Below are 19775 nucleotides of genomic sequence, written 5' to 3'. Positions count from 1 at the left end.
GCCGCAGAAGTCGTTTAACGTCAAAATCGTGGATAGAACAGCCAAAATCGTGGATAGAACAGCGGAAGTCGTGGATAGAACCGTCAAAGTGATGGATAGAACGGCCAAGGTGACGGAAAGAACAGGCAAAGCGACGGATGGAAAAGCTGAAGCGACGGAAAGAACCGAAGTGACGGAAAGAACCGCCGAAGCGACGGATGGAAAAGCCAAGACGACGGAAAGACCTGTAGAAGTCGTAACCGTCAAAATCGTGGATAGAACAGCCAAAGTCGTGGATAGAACCGTCAAAGTAATGGATAGAGCGGCCAAGGTGACGGAAAGAGCCGCAGAAGTCGTAAACGTCAAAATCGTGGATAGAACAGCCGAAGTCGTGGATAGAACCGTCAAAGTGATGGATAGAACGGCCGAAGCGACCGAAAGAAGAGCCAAGGCGACGGAAAGAACAGGCAAAGCGGAAAGAACCGCCGAAGCGATGGATGGAAAAGCCAAAGTGACGGAAAGAACAGGCAAAGCGACGGATGGAAAAGCTGAAGCGACGGAAAGAACAGGCAAAGCGGAAAGAAGAGCTGAAGCGTAGGAAAGAACAGCCAAGGCGATGGAAAGAACAACCAAAGTGACGGAAAGAACAACCAAAGTGACGGAAAGAACAGGCAAAGTGACGGAGGAAAAGCCACGACGACGGAAAGAACAGGAAAAGCGGAAAGAACCGCCGAAGCGACGGAATGAACAGCCCAAGCGACGGAAAGAACAGGCAAAGTGGAAAGAAGAGCTGAAGCGACGGAAAGAACAGCTAAAGCGGAAGAACCGTCAAAGTAACGGATCGAAAAGTCAAGGCGACGGATATAAAAACAGCAAAATCGCTGATAAACCTCCGACAATCGCTGATAAAAACAGCAAAATCGCTGATAAACCTCCAACAATCGCTGATAAAAACAGCAAAATCGCTGATAAACTTCCGACAATCGCTGATAAAAAGCTTGTTAGCAGCGAAACTTTATAGTTTAGCGGCGTTCTTTGCTTGGTTGGCGGCGAAACTCAAAGTTTTAGCGGCGAATTCCAACATAAGCCGTAAAATTTAGGAAAACTAAAATCAGGGTTGAAAAACTTTGTATAGAATTTTACACAATATTAAGGGCTTGACTGATGGAAAGCCAAAACGACGGATGGAAAAGCCAAAACGACGGATGGAAAAGCCAAAACGACAGATAGAACAGGCAAAACAGAAAGAAGAGCTGAAGCGACGGAAAGACCCGCAGAAGAAGTCATCCGAAAGAACCGCCAAAGTCATGGATAGAACACCAAAATGCTTAAAATCCTTATTTTATTATTGCTATAATCGTGTTTTTCCTAAAAATACAATTGTGTTTTTCAATGGAATTGATTATTATTATAAGATAATTCATCGTAGAAAGAACTTTAGAAAGAGGCGTAATTTAGTGGCAAATAAAGAATTAAAAAGGGGATTAGATGCACGTCATATCCAAATGATTGCTCTTGGAGGCACTATTGGCGTGGGCTTGTTTATGGGGTCTGCAAGTGCCATTCAGTGGACAGGACCTTCTGTGCTCCTTGCATATGCTATAGCAGGTCTATTTATTTTTTTCATTATGCGAGCAATGGGAGAAATGCTTTATATGGAGCCGAGTACGGGTTCCTTTGCAACATTTGGCTATAAATATATACACCCATTAGCAGGTTATTTAACAGCGTGGAGTAACTGGTTTCAGTGGGTTATTGTTGGGATGTCAGAGATTATAGCAGTAGGCACGTATATGCAGTATTGGTATCCTGATTTACCAGCATGGATTCCAGGATTGATCGCCATGGTGATTTTAGGTGTGGCCAACTTTATATCTGTTAAAACTTTTGGAGAATTTGAGTTTTGGTTTGCTATGATTAAAATCGTAACGATTGTTTTAATGATTATTGCGGGCTTTGGTCTTATTTTCTTCGGGATTGGTAATGGAGGCGTGGCAATCGGATTATCGAATCTTTGGAATCATGGAGGTTTCTTTACTGGCGGCTGGACAGGTTTCTTCTTTGCGTTATCATTAGTAGTTGCAGCCTATCAAGGTGTTGAGCTCATTGGGATTACAGCAGGAGAAGCGAAAAATCCTCAAAAAACGATTACGAATGCGATTCAAAGTATTATTTGGCGTATTTTAATATTTTATATTGGTGCAATTTTTGTTATTGTAACGGTTTATCCTTGGGATGAATTAGGCACGATTGGTAGCCCGTTTGTTGCAACTTTTGCGAAGGTTGGAATTACCGCTGCGGCAGGTATTATTAATTTTGTGGTCATTACAGCAGCAATGTCAGGTTGTAATAGTGGAATTTATAGTGCTGGACGTATGCTATATACACTTGCCATGAATGGACAAGCACCTCAATTTTTTGCGAAGCTTTCTAAAAATGGTGTTCCGATATTTGGCACTGCAGGCGTGCTAATCGGATTGTTTATCGGCGTTATTCTCAGTTATATTGCACCAGGAAATTTATTTGTCTATGTATACAGTGCTAGTGTATTACCGGGGATGGTCCCGTGGTTTATTATTTTAATCAGTCAACTACGATTTAGAAAAATAAAAGGTGAACAACTTTCCAAACACCCATTCAAAATGCCATTTACACCATTTACAAACTATATAACGATTGCCTTTTTAATAATGGTGCTGATCGGTATGTGGATTAATGATGATACTAGAGTTTCACTTATTGTGGGCATTATTTTCTTAGGTCTTGTGATCATGAGCTATTATGTTTTTAGAATTGGAAAAGATCGTCCCGTTAATAAATAATGAAATGTAAAAAGGATGTATTTCTCTACTATGAGATACATCCTTTTTGCTTATTATCATTAATAGTGGATTGTCCCTTTTAACTACTGTTCTTTACGCATAATGAAGCTTAAATGTCTGCCAGTCTGTTTATCTTGACGGTAGGAAAAACCATCTGGGCTAAGGAATGTGCATGTTGTATCAATCAAAATCTGCTCAACTGGAATACCTGCAAGCTCACATTGTTTTTTTACAGTTTGCTGATTATCGATATGATATTTATTTGTTTGTGCATTGTAATACATAAAGTCCTCGGCATAGCCTAGGTTGTGGAATTTTTCATAAACATCTGCATCCACCTCAAATTTCTGCTGACTAAGTGCCATACCGATTTGGACGTGAAAATGTTGTGGATGACATTGCTCATGCTCTATCAAATGTTGGAAAAGCTTTGATGTGACTTCCTTGACGGTGCCTTGCCAGCCTGAATGCACTACGCCAATAAGGCCATTAACTTTATTATAAAAAATAACAGGTACGCAATCTGCTGTAAAACTACATAAAAGTAAATTCGGCTCTAATGTATAAAGTGCATCGGTATTACTAATGGCAGTGTCCATTTGCTCAGCGCCTCGTCCTTTATCAGAAATCGTGACTTTATGGAAATTAGCACTATGTGTTTGTTGCGTGCAAATAAAATTATTTAAGTCACAATTTAAAGTAGCTGCTAATTGTTTTCGGTTTTTTAGCACATCTGCTTCATTCACACATGTATGGAGCGCCATATTGTTATGTTCCGGCTCGATGTCATCCTTTAAGGTAGTGCCTGCAATAAATTGGTCGTTATCATAATAAATTTTAGTTTTCATATTATCACCTCGTCTTACTATATATGATTGGTTAATGAATGTATAGGCGCTTACTCTTTAGATTATTTGAGCCATAAGTATTTTCTACAATTCCTATGACATAAACAATAGATTTCTTCACATATAGTATCGAAGAATGATAATTAGAGGGAAGGAGTTTGTAGATATGACGCAAGAAAAATTCATATTGATCAGCCAATTTGGCATGTGGCTATTTTGGATTATTACATATATATTAATCATCAAACAAGGAATAAAGGATAAGAGATATGGCATGCCTATGGCTGCAATTTGTGCAAATATTTCATGGGAATTTATTTTTTCATTTATGTTTCCGTTAAATGATTTGATGAGGATCCTTACTTTCCTATGGTTTTTTTTGGATATCTTCATTCTGATGCAATTTTTACTTTATGGTTATAAGGAGTATAAAAAAGTTATTCCGAGAAAGGTATTTTATTCATCTTTTTTCATAACACTCGTAGTAAGCTTTTTCACGATTTTAGCGCTGATGCATGAATTCAAAGATACAGCAGGCATATATGCAGCATTTTTCCAAAATCTGATGATGTCAGGGCTTTTTATCGCCTTATTCATACAGAGGGGGAACTTAAGTGGACAATCAATGGGCATAGCTGTTTGTAAAATGATCGGTACTGTGTTTGCGGCAGTTTGCTTTTATTTGTATTTTAGAACGCCTTTGATTACTATTATTTCGCTTGCAATCTTTATTTATGATTGGATTTATATAGTATTGATCTTTAGGTTTAAAGTGAAATATGCAAAATGAAAAAATGATTCCGTGGCATCATCTATAAAAAAATAGCGCTCTACAATTCAACTTTGTAGAGTGTTTTCATTTTATAAACAAATAAAAATGATGAAATGAAACACACTATCAGCAATACACGAATAAGATGTCTCTGTAGTATATCGATAGGGTAGGTGTTTTATTTGAAAAAGAAGTGGATAACCACATTATCCATTATTTGTACAGTTGGGCTAATTGGCTGTCAGGGGAAAAATGTAGATGAGAAAAAACAACAACAACAAATTCAAGCGTCAGAGCAAAAAGCGGATGATGTAAAAAAGCCTGTTACCTTACAACAAGCAGAGCCCGTCGTGGTTGAAATCGAAGACCCTTCAACAAAAGCTATCATCCAAACAATTGCACCGAAGGAAATGGACTACGAACGAGATCGACAATCGTATACAGAACAAATTAAGCAATTAGCAAAAGATTTGGCGCGAGGAAACGAAAAAACAACCGGCTATGATAAGCGGATGATACTCGATAAGCTTGATGATCAAGGAAAAGTAATTAAAGGTAGTCCTTTAATTGTTTTAAAAGAACGTGACTTAGTAGAGAGAATATTAGAAGCATCAGCAACTGGTGGTAAAGTGGAGTTGCCCTTATCTGTTACAGAAAGCGGCTATAATTTTGAAGACATTCCGTATTTAGAAGACGTAGCTGTTGGGTCCTATACAACTTATTTTAATACTCATGATGCAGGAAGAAATAAAAATATTGAACTTTCTGCGAAGGCGATTAATAATGTTATCGTTGGAAGTGGTGATTATTTCTCCTTTAATACAGTTGTTGGACCTAGGGATGAAGTTAATGGTTATCAGCCTGCACCAGAGATCATCAACAAAAAGGTTGTGATGGGCATTGGGGGAGGCATCTGTCAAACGTCCTCAACCTTATTTAACGCGGTTGATCAAATACCGGTGAAATTTGTAGAACGTCACCACCATTCATTGGATGTCGGGTATGTTCCAAAAGGAAGAGATGCTACAGTTTCCTATGGTGGTTTAGATTTTAGATTTCAAAATACAACTAACGTACCATTTTTAATTAAAGCTAGCTATAGTAAAAATTCTCTTACAATTGAGATCAGAACAGCAAAAAAATATGTAGCCAACTTGAAAAAGCCATAGTTTTTTTCATAGACACTTACAATGTGTCTTTTTTTTGTTAGAACTGCAGAAAAGAAATATCGCTGACACTTTTCATACATAAGTATTTAGTGTTGTCGCTTCGCTTTCGTATTATCCATTAAATTAGAGTGAAGATTTGGCGACTCCTTGTGGATTAGAGAAAGAGGAACGAAGGCTACGACCAACAGTTCCTATGATAACGCTTTGTGATCAACTTCGGTGCCGCTGCCGCTTCGCTTTCGCGCAAAAAACGGAGACCTTTGAGCGAGCATTGCAAGTAAAGCGGCTCCTTGGACGTCCCTAGGAAAGTGCCCAGTCCACACGGTAATTACCCCCTCACTTTGCCGAAAGTCCATACTTTTTTTCAACTACAATAGGATCATAGCCATTTTTTAATCGCTATGATCCTATTCGTTTAGATAATATTTAAAATCTCTTGAGGTGTAGCTACTTTGTACTCGGGATCTTCTTGGCATACAACTTCAATAGCGTCATATCCCCAACCAACCCAAATAATAGGTACGCCCACTTTTTTGCAGGCTACAATATCTCTTTGCTCATCACCGATGTATAAAACTTCAGAAGGGGTAATGCCTGAATCCTTTAAAAATTTTTTTATTACTTTATCTTTTCCGAAAATACGGTTTGAACAGAGAACATTTGATACACAATGAATGCCGTTCATTTTTAGAAATTCTAAAATATTCTCTTGTGAATTAGAGGAAATAATAAGGATTTTATAGCCTCTTTTATCAATTTCCAAAAGGACATCTTTAATGCCATCATAAAGATGAACATCATTTAATGACTGACGATACAAGCGATAAAACTGTGGTAAAATCATGGGCAATTTATACATTGGGAAGTCGAATAATTTACTGCGCTCCGCTATAGATAATTTTTTTAATGATTCGATTTCCTTTAACTCTATTCCTTTAAATTTATATTTTTGTGCAATCGTATTCCAAGCTGATGTAAACACTGCTGTAGAATCTGCCAGTGTTCCATCAAAATCAAAGATAATATATTTCATTACAAATTTTCTCCTTTATAATCTAGTTGTAAAGACGTTTTTTCTTGAAAATGTTACTGCCTATTCAAAAAATAATGACATGATTATACAGGATATGAAACAGCGTATTGTAAATTACCCTTGATGAATAATTTTTTTACTAAAGGGTAAATGTTTTTTTTGATGAAAGGGAGTAAGGTATCTTCTTTGGTAAATATTGTACCGAAAAATGCGTTGAAATCAATAACGAAATCATCTTTATTATGTAGTTGAATGGACAAAAATGTACCTGTCATCCGTTGGTATTGAGCAGGGTGACAGGTACAACTATTATGAAGCATCTTGTGTTGTATCTCGTTTTTTTGTTAAATAATAGGCATTTACCGAGGAAGTAATAGGAATGATAAGTGCGATGCCAATGCCTGCGCAAAATATCATAATAAGTTCAGTGGTAAATACTTTAGAATTAATGATTTCGCCAATTGAATAAGATAAATCTTTAAACCATATGAACAAGCTTAAATAACCACCAAAGAAGGCGAAAAATAATGTATTTGTATCTGTACCTAAAATGTCCCTTCCAATGCTTAAACCTGATGTAAATAATTTTTTTCTGCTAATGAAAGGATTATGATGAAGAATCTCATGCATGGAAGTAGCAATGGAAATAGCAACATCCAAAATTGCCCCAATCGTACTCATAATAATAACGGAAGCGCCAATTTGCACAAAATTGACGCCAATATAAAGGGAAAATATGCTAATTTCCTCAGAGGATTCTTCCCCGAATCCACGAATCATTGATTTCTCCGTTACAAAAACAATGAATAGTAATAAAATTACAATCGTAATCATTGTAGAAATGAATGCAGTTACCGTTTTACTGCTCATTTCATTAATAAAAAATAAGCTAATCCAGCTAATGACGGTACAGGCAATGAGCGTTAATAAAATCGGGCTATTTTTCTGACTGGTCATTAAAAAGATAGTTATAAAGAGCACTCCAAAGTTTAAAAATAAAGATAGAAAAGAACGTACACCTTTTTTCCCACCAATAACAATCATTAATATGAATAAAATGGCCGTTAACCATACTAATACATTCATTATTTTGCCCTCTTTCGATTAATGAAAAAAATAGAAGTGTATAAACTGATCGGAATCGTTAAGACAACACCGATTCCCCCTGCTAGGGCTCTCGCTAATTCTAATGAAAGGTTCATGGAAAGTGTTTGCCCCAATGGATAAGAGTTTTTCAAATATAAAATCAACATAGGGATTGAGCCACAAATATAAACAAAAAACAAAATACTTGTAATCGTTCCCATAATGTCTTTCCCGATATCAATTCCTGAGGTTTTCAGTGCTTGGTCAGATAGATCTTGGTTTTGCTCAAATAAAGCGAACATTGAAGAAGCCATTGTGATGGAGACATCCATTACAGCTCCTAGTGCTCCAATAAATAACCCAGCCATAAAAATTACTCGATATGGGCGCGTTAAAAATTGCATCTCTTCATATCGAATTCCGTTCTCGTTTGTGATCCACAAAACTAAAGCGCTAATCAATAACGAAATAAATGTTCCAATAAGTGTTGCAACAATCCCCGCATATGTTTTCTCGTTCAAGCCGTTAATGAGAATTAAAGAAATGACTGTAAATAAAAGAACACATGCCCCGCTAATAACTATCAAATTTATATTGGAATGTATATATAAATCTAAAGCGTAGGATAAGACAAGAGAATTTACAACTAAACTGATGATAGAAAATAACCCTTGTCTTTTCCCAACAATCAGCAAAGCAACGATAAAAATCCACGCCACTATCAAGACAAACTGATCACGTTTTACGTCTAAAATTGTCCCAGTTAAATCTCCATTTTCGTTTGTATTTGCTTTTATAGAAACAAATAATTTATGTCCAACATGGTACTCTTGATCAAAGGCTCCAGATGCTGAATACTCATTGGTAAAATGAATAAGCTTACCTTTTTTTTCACCATTTTTTAATACAGCTGTAATTTGCTGAGTATATAAATGATCATCATTTTCATACATATCCGTTACAAGATTTGATTCTTTTAATTCTGTTTTTATAACTTCTGCAATTGGACGGTCATAAAATCCTTCATTGTGATAAACGAAAAAAACAGAAGCGATAAAGCAAATTGCGATAAAAGTATAAAATATGACTTTGTTAAACGATTTTTTTTTCAAGATGGTTTGCAATAAAAAAACCTCCAATGTGAGAAGGGAATCTAATCATATTCGTTGCGTTCATTGTTAATGTTAAGCAGATAAAAAAATGCCATTATAAAGTAACGTGCTAAATGACTAGAGGTTCCTTCATTTAAGAAAAAAACCAACGTTAGTACAAATTTATGAAAGCGAAATTAGGTAGAGAAAAAAATTTCTATTAAGAATTATCTGGATAATAAAATAAAATAGTGTTATCGTTAGAAATAGCTAAATAAAAATATCCTTCAGGGTAGGGTGAAATTCCCAATCGGCGGTGATGAAGAAATTCAAAGTCCGTGAGCGCAAGCTGATTTGGTGCAAATCCAAAACCGACAGTTATAGTCTGGATGGGAGAAGGGTAAAAGTATGAGCTTTTTAAATTCGCTTGAGTTTATAAGGTTTCTTTGAGTATGCTTTTATGTTAACTACTTCCCATTTTATAGCGGGAAGTAGTTTTTGTTTTATTTAGCTAAAAAATTGAATAGCAGTAGTTCTTCGGGGTAGGGTGAAATTCCCAATCGGCGGTGATGAAAAAATTCAAAGTCCGTGAGCGCAAGCTGATTTGGTGCGAATCCAAAACCGACAGTGACAGTCTGGATGGGAGAAGAACGATGAGATGACAGCCTATGGAAAAAATATTATATCCATAAGGTTTATTTGTTGACGTCTTATGTAGATAAACTCCCAAACCCCTTTCATGTAAGGGGTTTTTTGTTTGAACGGAAATTTATTAAATGATTGAAAGCAGGTGAAAAAATGTTTACAGGAATTGTTGAGGATATTGGTACCGTAAAAACCATGCAAAGTGATCGGCAAAGTATGAAAATTACCGTAATTTCAAAGCAAATGGTAGAGGATGTAAAGCTCGGAGACAGTATAGCGGTCAATGGTGTTTGTTTAACAGTGATACATTTTAATGAACAAGAGCTAACGATGGATGTAATGCCTGAAACAGTGAGCGCAACAAATTTACAGCAGCTCGTAGTTGGAGATCCGGTAAATTTAGAGCGCGCTATGTCGGCTAATGGACGTTTCGGTGGTCATTTTGTATCCGGACATGTAGACGGGATAGGGAAAATAGTGCGCAAGCGACCATTAGCAAATGCAGTCTATATTGATGTTGAACTATCGAAGGAGTTAACGAGCTACTGTATACCAAAGGGCTCCATTACAATCGACGGAACGAGTTTAACCCTCTTCCATGTCGAGAAAAACGGTATCACAGTATCACTGATACCTCACACATACAAGGAAACTATTTTAGGTATGAAAAAAATTGGTGATCTCGTCAATGTTGAAACCGATTTAGTTGGAAAATACATTTTGCATCAACTTAAGCGTGGACAGGAAGCACCAACCATTTCAAGAGACTTCTTAGCAAAAAACGGGTTTTAACTTCTAGTAGAGTCCAAATATCTGCAAGATTTTAGACGCAATTATGCCGAGGCATAATGGATCTAATACATTTTACGAGCTGGAGGTGGCGATATTGCTACATTCAATTGAAGAAGCATTAGAGGATTTAAAACAAGGGAAGATGATTATTGTAGTAGATGACGAGGACCGAGAAAACGAAGGGGACTTACTCGCACTTGCGGAATTTATGACCCCAGAAACGATTAATTTTATGGCGACTTATGGAAGAGGTCTTATTTGTACGCCGATTTCACAGGAGCTTGCACAAAAATTAGCATTAAAGCCTATGGTTAGTATTAATACAGATAATCATCAAACGGCATTTACCGTTAGTATTGATCATGTAGACACAACGACTGGAATTAGTGCCTTTGAACGGGCAATGACTATACAAAAAATGCTAGAACCACAAGCGAAAGCTACGGATTTTCGTAGACCCGGTCATGTATTCCCGTTAGTTGCAAAGGAAAATGGTGTATTAGAGCGTAGAGGGCATACAGAAGCTACAATTGATTTGGCCAAGCTTTGTCATAGTATTCCTGCGGGCATTATTTGTGAAATTATGGGGGACAATGGCAAAATGCTTCGCTTTAATGACCTTGTTAAATATGCAGCGCTACATCATTTAAAAATGATCTCCATAGAAGCATTGGCCACTTATCGTCGTCAACAAATAATGGAAGAAAATAAAATGTCTATATAAAAGGAGAAAAGAACAATGGTTAAAACATTTGAAGCACAATTGATTGGTACGGATTTAAAAATAGCAGTAGTAGTTGGTCGTTTCAACGAATTTATTACAAGCAAATTATTAGACGGTGCATTAGATGGTTTAAAGCGACATGGTGTGGATGAGAATTCTATCGATGTCGCATGGGTTCCTGGTGCATTTGAAGTTCCGTTCATTGCAAAACAGTTAGCCGAAACAAAGAAATATGATGCAATAATTGGATTAGGTACAGTAATCCGTGGCTCAACAACACATTATGATTATGTATGTAATGAATCAGCAAAAGGAATTGCTAATGTATCACTAACTACAAATGTACCTGTTATTTTTGGCATTGTTACTACAGAAAGTATTGAACAAGCGATTGAGCGTGCAGGGACTAAATCAGGAAATAAAGGCTATGATGCAGCGATGTCTGCTATTGAAATGGCGAATTTAAAGAAGATGATTGGATAAGTTTTTCTAATAATAGTATGAAAAATTCGTAGGTGAATTATTCTGAAAAAGCATTATGAACTTTAAAGTTTTCTTGCATATTTTTTTAGACCATGGGGAAAATAGCCGTAAGTGTATTTGTGTTATTACTCATAAATGTACTAATTAGGAGCTGACTCAGTAGGAGATGAGGGATATTTCTTCAATGCAACAAGAATTAAATTTGAAATCTTTGAAGTCACTATTTCAACGCTCTGCTGATGTAATATTCCAAGAATATTTATTTCAGCAACATAAAGTACATTTGATAAAATGTGAAGGAATGATGGATGAGCGGTTACTGCAGACTGTTATTGTACAACGAGTACAATCATTATTTGCTGGAAAATCGGAGGAATTGTTAGAGGAACATATACAAAATAATTTACACATTCCTCATCTTCAGAGAATAACAAGTAAAGATGATGCGATAACTAGAGTCTATAAAGGGCATGTTTTACTATATTTTGAAAATCTGAATTTGTTGTATTCGAGTTATATCGCAAAAAAACCAAATCGGGAGCCTAAAGAAACAACTCTTGAATTAGTTGTCAGAGGTCCGAGAGATGATTTTATTGAGGATGTTTTTATTAATATTGCTTTAATACGAAAACGGTTACCTACCAATTCATTAAGTGTTGAAACATATGAACTTGGTAAACGCTCCAAAACAACCGTAGCTGTACTTTATTTTGAAGATGTCGTCAATCAAAAGGTGCTTGAGAAATTGAAATTACAGCTACTGCAAATTGATACGGATATTGTATTTAGTGGGGATTTATTGATGGAAAGAATTGAACAAAGCACTAAAATTATACCAAGACATGATTATACTGGACGTCCTGATTATGCTGTGCAAGCATTAAGTAGAGGGCGCATTATTATCATAGTTGATGGTGTATCATACGCCGTTATTACACCTACAAATTCAATGTTACTCTTTAAATCCGGTGAGGATAATGAGTATCCGATTATTATAAGTTCTATGGAGCGTATACTACGAATAATAGCTATTTTAATAAGTGTACTTTTACCAGGTTTTTGGATTGCACTTACAACCTACCATCAAGAGCAATTGCCATTCATTCTGTTGGCAACAGTTGTTGAGTCAAGAACGGGTCTCCCATTTCCAACTATTCTTGAAACATTAATGATGCTTTTTATGTTTGAATTATTTCGAGAAGCAAATATACATTTACCCAATGTTATTAGTGGTTCCATAAGTGTTGTTGGGGGGTTGATTATTGGGGATGCAGCCATTAAATCGGGTGTTACGAGCCCCTCCATGATTGTAGTTATCGCTACTTCCAGTATTGCAGCCTATACACTTATCAATCAGTCTATCGTAACAGCAATGAGCATTCTCAGGATTATCATCATTTTAGCATCTGCCTTTTTTGGGTTATTTGGATTTTTCATTTCGGTGTTCTTCATACTTCTTTATACTGCGAATATACGAGTATTAGGTGTTCCATTCTTAAATATGGGTGCAGATTTAGATTGGCAGGAGATAAAAAAATCTTTATTTCGCTTATCTCCAGCAGGTTATCGTACGCGACCTAAATTTTTAAATGTACAGGATAAGACAAGGACATCGAGTAGGAAAAAATAAATATTTAAAATGTAGAGATCGGGCTTTTATAGGCCTGATCTTTTTATATCTTATTTCACTTGACCTTTTATTAACTTGAAGCTTTACGATGAATTTAAAAAGTCAATTACATTAGGGTAAGAAAAAAGTATCCAAATGGCAAAACGATTTCATGCCCTTAGTCTTTTGCAAGAAAAGGAAGACTTGGCCGTTGGATTAGCTTCAAACGCTGAATTCCGTCATTGATATGTATAGTTGCTATAATATTACCTTTCCAGAAATGTGCTGTAAGACGGAAATTAAATTAGAAACTTTGATTTTCGTTCAACATTATATATTGGAAGAGAACTTCCACATGGTTATTGTTACAATTCAAGCAACGAGTATGAAGGAGAAAAATATTCAAGGGTCCGTCAATCTTAGGAGAGGACGCTGAACCGATTACAATTTCCTTTAAAGATTATTTGGATGAAGCTCTAACGCTTCCTAAAAGGTTAAAAGGTTGAATTGATCTAAACAACAAAGATGGAATGGAATAAGTAATATATAATAAGAAAGGGGGCATGATAAAAGTTTGTTTGGCTTTTTAGTTTACTTTCTAGGGAAGGATTATTAAACTAATGGTTGCAACTAGAAGGGTGTTTCGCTCGAAGAATAAAAATTGTTTTAGAATTTTATCAGTCCTGAACAAGACTTCTCCAACATTAATACGGGAAGGAGATAGCCCAAAAGTAAGGGGCAAATAAAGTGGGTTGGTAATAGTCAAAACTTGCTTGGGATGATAAGATAAGAACGAATAGTGTTATTTAGAGAGGCGAAAAATCTGGAATCTTATACATAACAAAAAGCCGATTCCGGACGTCATTATGCGAAGGCCAAGCCCAACTAAATTAAGGCATTATTCATGTCTATAGATGAGGAAGTACCAGTTTGTATGAAAACACGAAAAATAAAACTAATTTTACTACTATCAATTATCTTATTAATATTGTTTACAAGTTTAAACATCTTTACATCCTACATAAAAATGAAAAAGACAGTTGAAGAGTCAATAGCTAACCAAAGTCTAGAAGCTGCTAGTTCTATTGCATCTTCAATTGATATAGAGGCGTACAAACAATTTTTAGATAACCCTGTGAAAAACGATTATTACTGGCAATTAAGAAATTACTTAAATGATGCAAGAGTAAAAATAGGTGCCTTATTTGTTTATACATTAGAGATTGATAATCCAAAGGTATCCAAAGCAATGATTATGGGTTTACCACCTGAATCTAAAGGCTTTGATATCGGAATGGACTGTACAGTACCCGAGATGCAAGTGCAAAGAGCTTTTAAAGGAGAAACTTTTGTAACAGAAGTAATAGCAGATCCTATATACGGGTCTTACTTAACTGTTGGTGCACCGATCAAAGATAAAGCAGGAAAGATTATTGCATACATAGGAATTGATATTAGTGCAGACACATTAAATGGCATCAAGGGAAAAGTTATCAAAGACAATCTTTTTATCTTTATTTTTAATGGTTTGCTCATTTTAATCGTTATCTGCTCTGTTTTCTTCTTACAGAGATGGTATCAAAAAGAAGTAGCGAAGGAAGTTGGAGCGACAGAGGATACATATCAAGCAGAAATTAAAACTTTAATCACTTCCGTGTCCTCTTTAAGACATGATTTCACCAATCATATACAAGTGTTACATGGATTTCTGCAATTAGACAAACCTGATCAGGCCAAACAATATTTATCTTCACTTTCCAAAGAGGTTCAGGCTATTAGGTCACTCAAATTAAATATTGATCATCCTGGTTTGGCAATATTGTTACAAACGAAAAAACTAACTGCACAAAATCATAATATTGATATGGATTTTTCAGTCTCACAGGATGCATTTAATAAAATTAAAACGACGGATTTAATCAAAATCTTGTCGAATTTAATAGATAATGCGATTGATGCGGCAAATGAATTACCGGAAGAGCAACGAAAAATTACAATTTGCTGTAAAGCTGATGATAATCAATATGAATTTAAGGTTACAAATACTGGACCAAATATTGTACAGGCAGGGCAAATATTCAAGCAAGGTTTCTCCACTAAAAAGCCAGGAATTGGTAAAATAAGAGGGCAGGGCTTGTTTATTGTGAATGAAATTGTTAATAAGTACGACGGTCAAATTTCTATCGATTCATCAAAACATTTAGAGACAACAGCAATAGTTACCATTCCAATAAAGTAAATTTCCAAACTTCATAAAAATAAAGCGTTAAAGTAATGCAAATAAAGCCGTCCAATCCGACGGCTTTATTTGCAATTATAATACGCCCGCATTTCTAAGCAACGCTCTCTAAAATAGTTTTTATATTCCTCGCTAATCTTTGATTTCAGTAGTTGCTTTTATCGAGTCTACTCCTTCTAGCCGTGTTCCTAACTCATCTGCCATCCGTTTAAAGCTTCAAACTTAGCATAATCCTCGAACTGCTCCAAGCCCTTTTACATTCCCTTATAGATTATCTTCTTGCTCCCCCTAGAATCACTAAAGCCGTGGATTTCGTTTTATTGTAATAAGGCTCTTTAAAGTTATTTGTGCTCAATAAAATTGTGGAATTCTTGATCAACAGCAAACGGATTGCCTTTTGCTTTTGAACAATACGAATTATTTAAAAATGGCAGATGGGAAAAAGTAAATAATGGAATTCCAACAAATAAGGATAGAATAAGATTTCAAAAATCTGATGAATTGGATTAAATTAAAGGGGTAACGTTTGGGAAAGGGCTTAGCGTTACAAACCCGTATTTTCCAGACGGTACCCATATAATAAAGTTTCATCTTACGCAAAACGGCTAAATGGGGAGGTTTACCGGCCAAATAAAGGGAATGCGGATTAAATTAGCTGCTCTACTGCTGAAGTAACTCTCACTATGTAAAAAGCTTTTTTAACTTTCATTTTACATTTTTTGAGCGATTCTTTTCATATATTATTAATAATCAAAATGGTACTCTATTAGGAGGAGATGAAATATTTGGATAAATCAATCCTTTCTTTATTGAAAAAGGGTGGATTCATTTTGTATGCGAGGCATGGCCAAGCGACTGTCGGGGTAGATCAGACAAATTTAAATTTTCAAGATTGCTATACGCAAAGAAATTTGTCTGACGTTGGGCGAAGGGAGGCCATTTACTTTGGACAAATGCTTCGCTATTATCAAATCCCGATCAGTTCACCGATTGTCGCAAGTCCGTTTTGTCGTACAATTGAAACGGCACAGCTCGCATTTCCATATGCCTATATCCAAATTGATCCAATCGGGTATGAAATTTATAAATTGGGTGGAAACATACCTATCGTTGAAAAAACAAATATATTATCAAATCTGCAATCGATGTTAGAAAGAAAGCCACCACATGGTACGAATCAAGTGATCGTTGCCCATAGCTTTCCCGAAGATGTTGGGTTAGGGAATATTTCTAATATGGGAATGGTTATTGTTAGGCCAAATGGTCCTGGAAATGGGTATGAAATAATAAAAAAATTAACTTTAGAAGATCTACCACTTTTAGGTAATGGCTCTAATTAAGCAGGGATGGGGGAAAAGCATGGAAATAAAAACAGTCTCACAGTGCACTTTAGCGGAAGTTTTAAAAGCTTGGAATAAAGGCTTTGAGGGATATTTTGTTCAAATAGAAATGAATGAAGAGATGTTTTTAAACCGCCTCGTTAAAGAAGGATTATCGCCAGAGCTTTCAATTGTCGCATTTGATCGAAATAATCCTGTAGGCATTGTATTAAATGGCTTTAGAGAAATGGATGGAAAGAAAATCGCTTGGAATGGTGGAACAGGTATCTCTCCCGACTATCGCGGTCAAGGTGTTTCTCGTGTTTTAATGGAAGAAACAAACGCCATCTATGAACGAGAGAATGTAGAAGTTACAACGCTTGAAGCTATAAAAGAGAATAAAGTAGCCATTGCGTTATATGAGAAGCATGGCTATACAATTACAAATAAATTGCTGTTTTTAAGTGGCGAATATGAAGCTAAAGTAGAGGAACGAGCCGCAATTCATGTGGAAACTATTCGGCCAGAGCAGCTTCCTTATTTATTTTTTTACCAGGAAGATGTTCCTTGGCAATGTAGCTGGCAAAGTAATAAACAAGGTGAAGCGAAAGTTTTTTTCAACGAGAATAAAGAAGCGCTTGGTTATATGTTATATAAAATCGTATGGGATATGGATGGAGCAATCGACCACATAGTGCTTTATCAGTTAGTGTTATTAGAAAATGGCAAGGTAGAACATATACCACACTTTATCGCAAGCATTACAAATCACAAAGTAAATTTAGCTACAGTTAACTTTTTAGCGAGCAATCCAGCGGCGAGCTATTTGATGGAGAATGGGCTAGAGGTAAAGACAGAGCAAGTGCAAATGAAGAAGAAAATGGATTGATATAAGGTGAGTAGAGAAAATTACTTGAAGGCTTGAAATGTCAAAGTTTGGCCCTAACGTTGACGTTGATGAATTTACATTAAACTCGAATTGTTTCAAGTAGTTATTAGCCTATGAAATATCACAGAATTGGAATGCAGTTCTTATATAGGATGTTGCCAAAAATCATTGTGTCTATGCGCTAACGGCTAACTGACTACTTCACGTAGGCTAAGTACAAAGATGATTCCGGCCGCTTTGTTGACCCGTTGCGGACAGCTACAATTATGCTGAGGCATAATTGAATAGGTTGTCAACATATGAGATTTCCAGTATACTAATCCGATAAAGCAAGTAAATAAAAGGATGAATTTAAATGACGTTTGAAGAAATATTACCACGCTTAAAAGCGGGAGAAAAAGTAATTCGTAAAGGATGGGGCGGTGCTGAATTATATGTGAAGCTTGTTGCACAAAGCGAACATGATGGCGAGGCTTTGAATCCTTATTTTTTAATTAATGTACGTGGTGAGGGCTATACAATGTTCACACCAACAGTCTGTGATTTATTAGCGAAAGATTGGGTAATTGTCAATTAATCGAAAGAGCCATCTCAAATGAGGTGGTTTCTTTGTTTTTTGAGGAGAGATATGTATGAAGTTTGAAGAATATAACGGTAAAACGGTATTTGTAACGGGGGCTGCTTCAGGTATTGGTCAAGCCCAAGCTATTGCATTTTTAGAAAATGGGGCGAGTGTATTCGGGTTTGATTTAGATGAGCAAGGGTTAGAAAGTCTACATCATCAATATCCTGAACAATTTGCCTATAAAGTAGGCAGTGTATGCAATAAGGACGATGTAGAGCAAGCATTTGAAGCGGCGCTTTCAATTTTTAAACAGATAGATATTTTATTAAATACCGCAGGCGTATTAGATGGCTTTGCTAAAACGCTTGATACAGATGAGGCGCTTTGGGATAAAATTATGAATACCAATGTAAAAGGTACTTATTTTGTGACAAATACAATATTACCTCATATGGTTAAACGAAAATCAGGCACAATCGTTAATATGGCATCTATCGCTGGGCTTGTTGCTGGCGGTGGGGGCGCAGCGTATACAGCATCCAAACATGCAATTGTCGGCTATACGAAGCAGTTAGACTTAGATTATTGTCGTGAAGGAATTCGTTCCAATGCCATTGCACCTGGAGCCATTCAAACACCGATGAACAAAGCAGATTTTGAAGGTGATGGTGCGATTGCAAAATGGGTCGCCGATGAAACGCCTGCTGGGCGCTGGGCCCAACCAAGTGAAGTGGCGAGTTTAACTCTTTATTTAGCTAGTCCATCAGCTGATTATATACACGGTGCAATTATACCGATTGATGGCGGTTGGCTCACTAAATAGTATTGTTCAATCGTAAATTGTTCTGCTATAATACGCAAGTAAGCAAAATTCAGCTTGCACTGCGGCACTTCAGATAGGGTGAAAAGCTCTCTTCCTTTGGCCGTAGTTATTACTAAAATAGCGGATATGCTATTTTACAAAGGAGAATAAAATTGCATACATCTATTGTAAAAGATTCCAGCCGTGCTTCTGTAACCGAACTTACAAAGACGGCACTTGTTGCAGCTTTATATGTGGCAGTAACAGTTTTATTGTCAGTCATTAGTTTTGGGGCAGTTCAACTACGTTTGTCGGAAATGTTTAACTACCTGGCCCTCTATAATAAGCGCTATGTATTAGCTGTGACGCTAGGAGTAGTACTCGCAAATTTCATGTCACCAACGTGGGTATTAGATGTACCTATTGGTGGAATAGCGACATTTCTAGTTTTAATTCTTTGCCGCAGCGTAACGAAAAATATAACAAATGATATAATGAAAATGGTTATTACTGCATTGATTTTCGCTGTATCAATGTTTACCGTTGCAGGACAATTAACAATTCTCAATGATTTTCCTTTTTGGGCGACATGGTTTACTGTAGGTGTTGGGGAGTTGCTATCCATGACTGTTGGTGGTATGACTATTTATTTATTGCATAAAAAAATTGATTTGACGAAATAAATTGAAGAGTAATGCAAGTCATCATTAAAAGGTGACTTGCTTTTTTGATGTTATAAGAGAAACTGGCTGGTGATCAGTCGGCGAAGCGCCATCCCCATCTGGCACAAAGCTACATTATGAAACGGAGGCGTTCCATAATGTAAAAGAATCTGCCGCCACTTTTGATTTAAAGAGCTTTATTTGCAATTAAATAATTTTTAAACTTAATGATAATTAATCTCTTCT

General features: G+C 36.3%; 18 protein-coding genes, 1 pseudogene and 2 riboswitches. Of the genes and pseudogenes, 15 read left to right on the top strand and 4 right to left on the bottom strand.

What is annotated here, in order from left to right; all coding sequences use genetic code 11:
• The first annotated feature begins 49 nt into the window (after nt 1-49).
• The 3 genes from PVA17_RS04020 to PVA17_RS04010 all read left to right on the top strand — a co-directional run bounded on the left by PVA17_RS04020 (nt 50) and on the right by PVA17_RS04010 (nt 2801).
• On the top strand, nt 50-577 hold the full coding sequence (locus tag PVA17_RS04020; RefSeq protein ID WP_274066964.1) for a hypothetical protein: 528 nt from the start codon (nt 50-52) through the stop codon (nt 575-577).
• Nucleotides 578-595: 18 nt separating this feature from the next.
• Nucleotides 596-1000, top strand: coding sequence for a hypothetical protein (locus PVA17_RS04015; RefSeq protein ID WP_274066963.1), 405 nt, complete (start codon nt 596-598; stop codon nt 998-1000).
• 436 nt (nt 1001-1436) lie between these two features.
• Complete coding sequence (locus PVA17_RS04010) at nt 1437-2801, top strand: amino acid permease (RefSeq protein ID WP_274066973.1); 1365 nt, start codon at nt 1437-1439, stop codon at nt 2799-2801.
• 83 nt (nt 2802-2884) lie between these two features.
• Here PVA17_RS04010 and pgeF read toward each other — a convergent pair whose 3' ends face one another.
• Nucleotides 2885-3649 carry a peptidoglycan editing factor PgeF gene (gene pgeF, locus PVA17_RS04005; RefSeq protein ID WP_274066962.1) on the bottom strand — a complete coding sequence of 255 codons (765 nt, stop codon included), beginning with the start codon at nt 3647-3649 and terminating at the stop codon, nt 2885-2887.
• A 166-nt stretch (nt 3650-3815) separates the two neighbouring features.
• Between pgeF and PVA17_RS04000 the strand changes: the two genes are divergently transcribed.
• Together PVA17_RS04000 and PVA17_RS03995 are read left to right on the top strand one after the other, a co-directional pair.
• Nucleotides 3816-4439, top strand: coding sequence for a transmembrane-type terpene cyclase (locus tag PVA17_RS04000; RefSeq protein ID WP_274066961.1), 624 nt, complete (start codon nt 3816-3818; stop codon nt 4437-4439).
• Nucleotides 4440-4603: 164 nt separating this feature from the next.
• Nucleotides 4604-5590 carry a VanW family protein gene (locus PVA17_RS03995; RefSeq protein ID WP_132359168.1) on the top strand — a complete coding sequence of 329 codons (987 nt, stop codon included), beginning with the start codon at nt 4604-4606 and terminating at the stop codon, nt 5588-5590.
• A 415-nt stretch (nt 5591-6005) separates the two neighbouring features.
• On the opposite strand, the gene PVA17_RS03990 is transcribed toward PVA17_RS03995, so the two are convergent.
• The 3 genes from PVA17_RS03990 to PVA17_RS03980 form a co-directional block, all read right to left on the bottom strand.
• Entirely contained in the window at nt 6006-6623 is a 618-nt protein-coding gene (locus tag PVA17_RS03990; protein ID WP_132359166.1) for an HAD hydrolase-like protein, read from the bottom strand.
• Nucleotides 6624-6932: 309 nt separating this feature from the next.
• Nucleotides 6933-7709, bottom strand: a complete 777-nt coding sequence (locus tag PVA17_RS03985) for a YibE/F family protein (RefSeq protein ID WP_132359164.1) — start codon at nt 7707-7709, stop codon at nt 6933-6935.
• Complete coding sequence (locus PVA17_RS03980; RefSeq protein ID WP_274066960.1) at nt 7709-8833, bottom strand: YibE/F family protein; 1125 nt, start codon at nt 8831-8833, stop codon at nt 7709-7711. The genes PVA17_RS03985 and PVA17_RS03980 overlap by 1 nt, the downstream gene beginning before the upstream one ends.
• 246 nt (nt 8834-9079) lie before the next feature.
• Nucleotides 9080-9205: riboswitch (FMN riboswitch) on the top strand.
• Between the two features lie 124 nt (nt 9206-9329).
• Nucleotides 9330-9455, top strand: a riboswitch (FMN riboswitch).
• Nucleotides 9456-9598: 143 nt separating this feature from the next.
• Between PVA17_RS03980 and ribE the strand changes: the two genes are divergently transcribed.
• The 10 genes and pseudogenes from ribE (at nt 9599) to PVA17_RS03930 (ending at nt 19550) form a co-directional block, all read left to right on the top strand.
• Nucleotides 9599-10237 carry a riboflavin synthase gene (gene ribE, locus PVA17_RS03975; RefSeq protein WP_274066959.1) on the top strand — a complete coding sequence of 213 codons (639 nt, stop codon included), beginning with the start codon at nt 9599-9601 and terminating at the stop codon, nt 10235-10237.
• Nucleotides 10238-10331: 94 nt separating this feature from the next.
• Nucleotides 10332-10925 (top strand): annotated as a pseudogene (gene ribB / locus PVA17_RS03970) (3,4-dihydroxy-2-butanone-4-phosphate synthase); the annotation flags it as partial.
• A gap of 51 nt (nt 10926-10976) precedes the next feature.
• A complete protein-coding gene (gene ribH, locus PVA17_RS03965) occupies nt 10977-11444 on the top strand; it encodes a 6,7-dimethyl-8-ribityllumazine synthase (protein ID WP_132359158.1) in 468 nt (155 codons plus the stop codon).
• Nucleotides 11445-11628: 184 nt separating this feature from the next.
• Nucleotides 11629-13074 (top strand): spore germination protein, encoded by a 1446-nt coding sequence (locus PVA17_RS03960; protein WP_274066958.1) that lies wholly within the window; start codon nt 11629-11631, stop codon nt 13072-13074.
• A 913-nt stretch (nt 13075-13987) separates the two neighbouring features.
• Nucleotides 13988-15292, top strand: a complete 1305-nt coding sequence (locus PVA17_RS03955) for a Spo0B domain-containing protein (protein WP_274066957.1) — start codon at nt 13988-13990, stop codon at nt 15290-15292.
• Between the two features lie 776 nt (nt 15293-16068).
• Nucleotides 16069-16632, top strand: coding sequence for a histidine phosphatase family protein (locus tag PVA17_RS03950; protein ID WP_337993590.1), 564 nt, complete (start codon nt 16069-16071; stop codon nt 16630-16632).
• A gap of 19 nt (nt 16633-16651) precedes the next feature.
• Nucleotides 16652-17500, top strand: coding sequence for a GNAT family N-acetyltransferase (locus PVA17_RS03945; protein WP_274066956.1), 849 nt, complete (start codon nt 16652-16654; stop codon nt 17498-17500).
• 355 nt (nt 17501-17855) lie between these two features.
• Nucleotides 17856-18077, top strand: a complete 222-nt coding sequence (locus PVA17_RS03940; RefSeq protein ID WP_274066955.1) for a DUF2829 domain-containing protein — start codon at nt 17856-17858, stop codon at nt 18075-18077.
• 55 nt (nt 18078-18132) lie between these two features.
• Entirely contained in the window at nt 18133-18888 is a 756-nt protein-coding gene (locus PVA17_RS03935; RefSeq protein ID WP_274066954.1) for a 3-oxoacyl-ACP reductase, read from the top strand.
• Between the two features lie 152 nt (nt 18889-19040).
• Nucleotides 19041-19550, top strand: coding sequence for a QueT transporter family protein (locus PVA17_RS03930; RefSeq protein WP_132359144.1), 510 nt, complete (start codon nt 19041-19043; stop codon nt 19548-19550).
• Nucleotides 19551-19775: the final 225 nt, after the last annotated feature.

Source organism: Lysinibacillus sp. CNPSo 3705 (genome assembly GCF_028674935.1).
In the GTDB taxonomy this organism is placed as follows: domain Bacteria; phylum Bacillota; class Bacilli; order Bacillales_A; family Planococcaceae; genus Lysinibacillus.
The sequence above is the reverse complement of the archived record's forward strand: the minus strand, read 5'-3'. Positions and strand labels throughout refer to the sequence as shown.

Excerpts from the sequence above, each read along its gene's own strand:
- PVA17_RS04015 (WP_274066963.1), top strand. The coding sequence starts at position 596 with ATGGAAAGAACAACCAAAGTGACGGAAAGAACAACCAAAGTGACGGAA.
- pgeF (WP_274066962.1), bottom strand. The coding sequence starts at position 3,649 with ATGAAAACTAAAATTTATTATGATAACGACCAATTTATTGCAGGCACT.
- PVA17_RS04000 (WP_274066961.1), top strand. The coding sequence starts at position 3,816 with ATGACGCAAGAAAAATTCATATTGATCAGCCAATTTGGCATGTGGCTA.
- PVA17_RS03990 (WP_132359166.1), bottom strand. The coding sequence starts at position 6,623 with ATGAAATATATTATCTTTGATTTTGATGGAACACTGGCAGATTCTACA.
- PVA17_RS03985 (WP_132359164.1), bottom strand. The coding sequence starts at position 7,709 with ATGAATGTATTAGTATGGTTAACGGCCATTTTATTCATATTAATGATT.
- ribE (WP_274066959.1), top strand. The coding sequence starts at position 9,599 with ATGTTTACAGGAATTGTTGAGGATATTGGTACCGTAAAAACCATGCAA.
- ribH (WP_132359158.1), top strand. The coding sequence starts at position 10,977 with ATGGTTAAAACATTTGAAGCACAATTGATTGGTACGGATTTAAAAATA.
- PVA17_RS03960 (WP_274066958.1), top strand. The coding sequence starts at position 11,629 with ATGCAACAAGAATTAAATTTGAAATCTTTGAAGTCACTATTTCAACGC.
- PVA17_RS03955 (WP_274066957.1), top strand. The coding sequence starts at position 13,988 with ATGAAAACACGAAAAATAAAACTAATTTTACTACTATCAATTATCTTA.
- PVA17_RS03950 (WP_337993590.1), top strand. The coding sequence starts at position 16,069 with ATGAAATATTTGGATAAATCAATCCTTTCTTTATTGAAAAAGGGTGGA.
- PVA17_RS03945 (WP_274066956.1), top strand. The coding sequence starts at position 16,652 with ATGGAAATAAAAACAGTCTCACAGTGCACTTTAGCGGAAGTTTTAAAA.
- PVA17_RS03940 (WP_274066955.1), top strand. The coding sequence starts at position 17,856 with ATGACGTTTGAAGAAATATTACCACGCTTAAAAGCGGGAGAAAAAGTA.
- PVA17_RS03935 (WP_274066954.1), top strand. The coding sequence starts at position 18,133 with ATGAAGTTTGAAGAATATAACGGTAAAACGGTATTTGTAACGGGGGCT.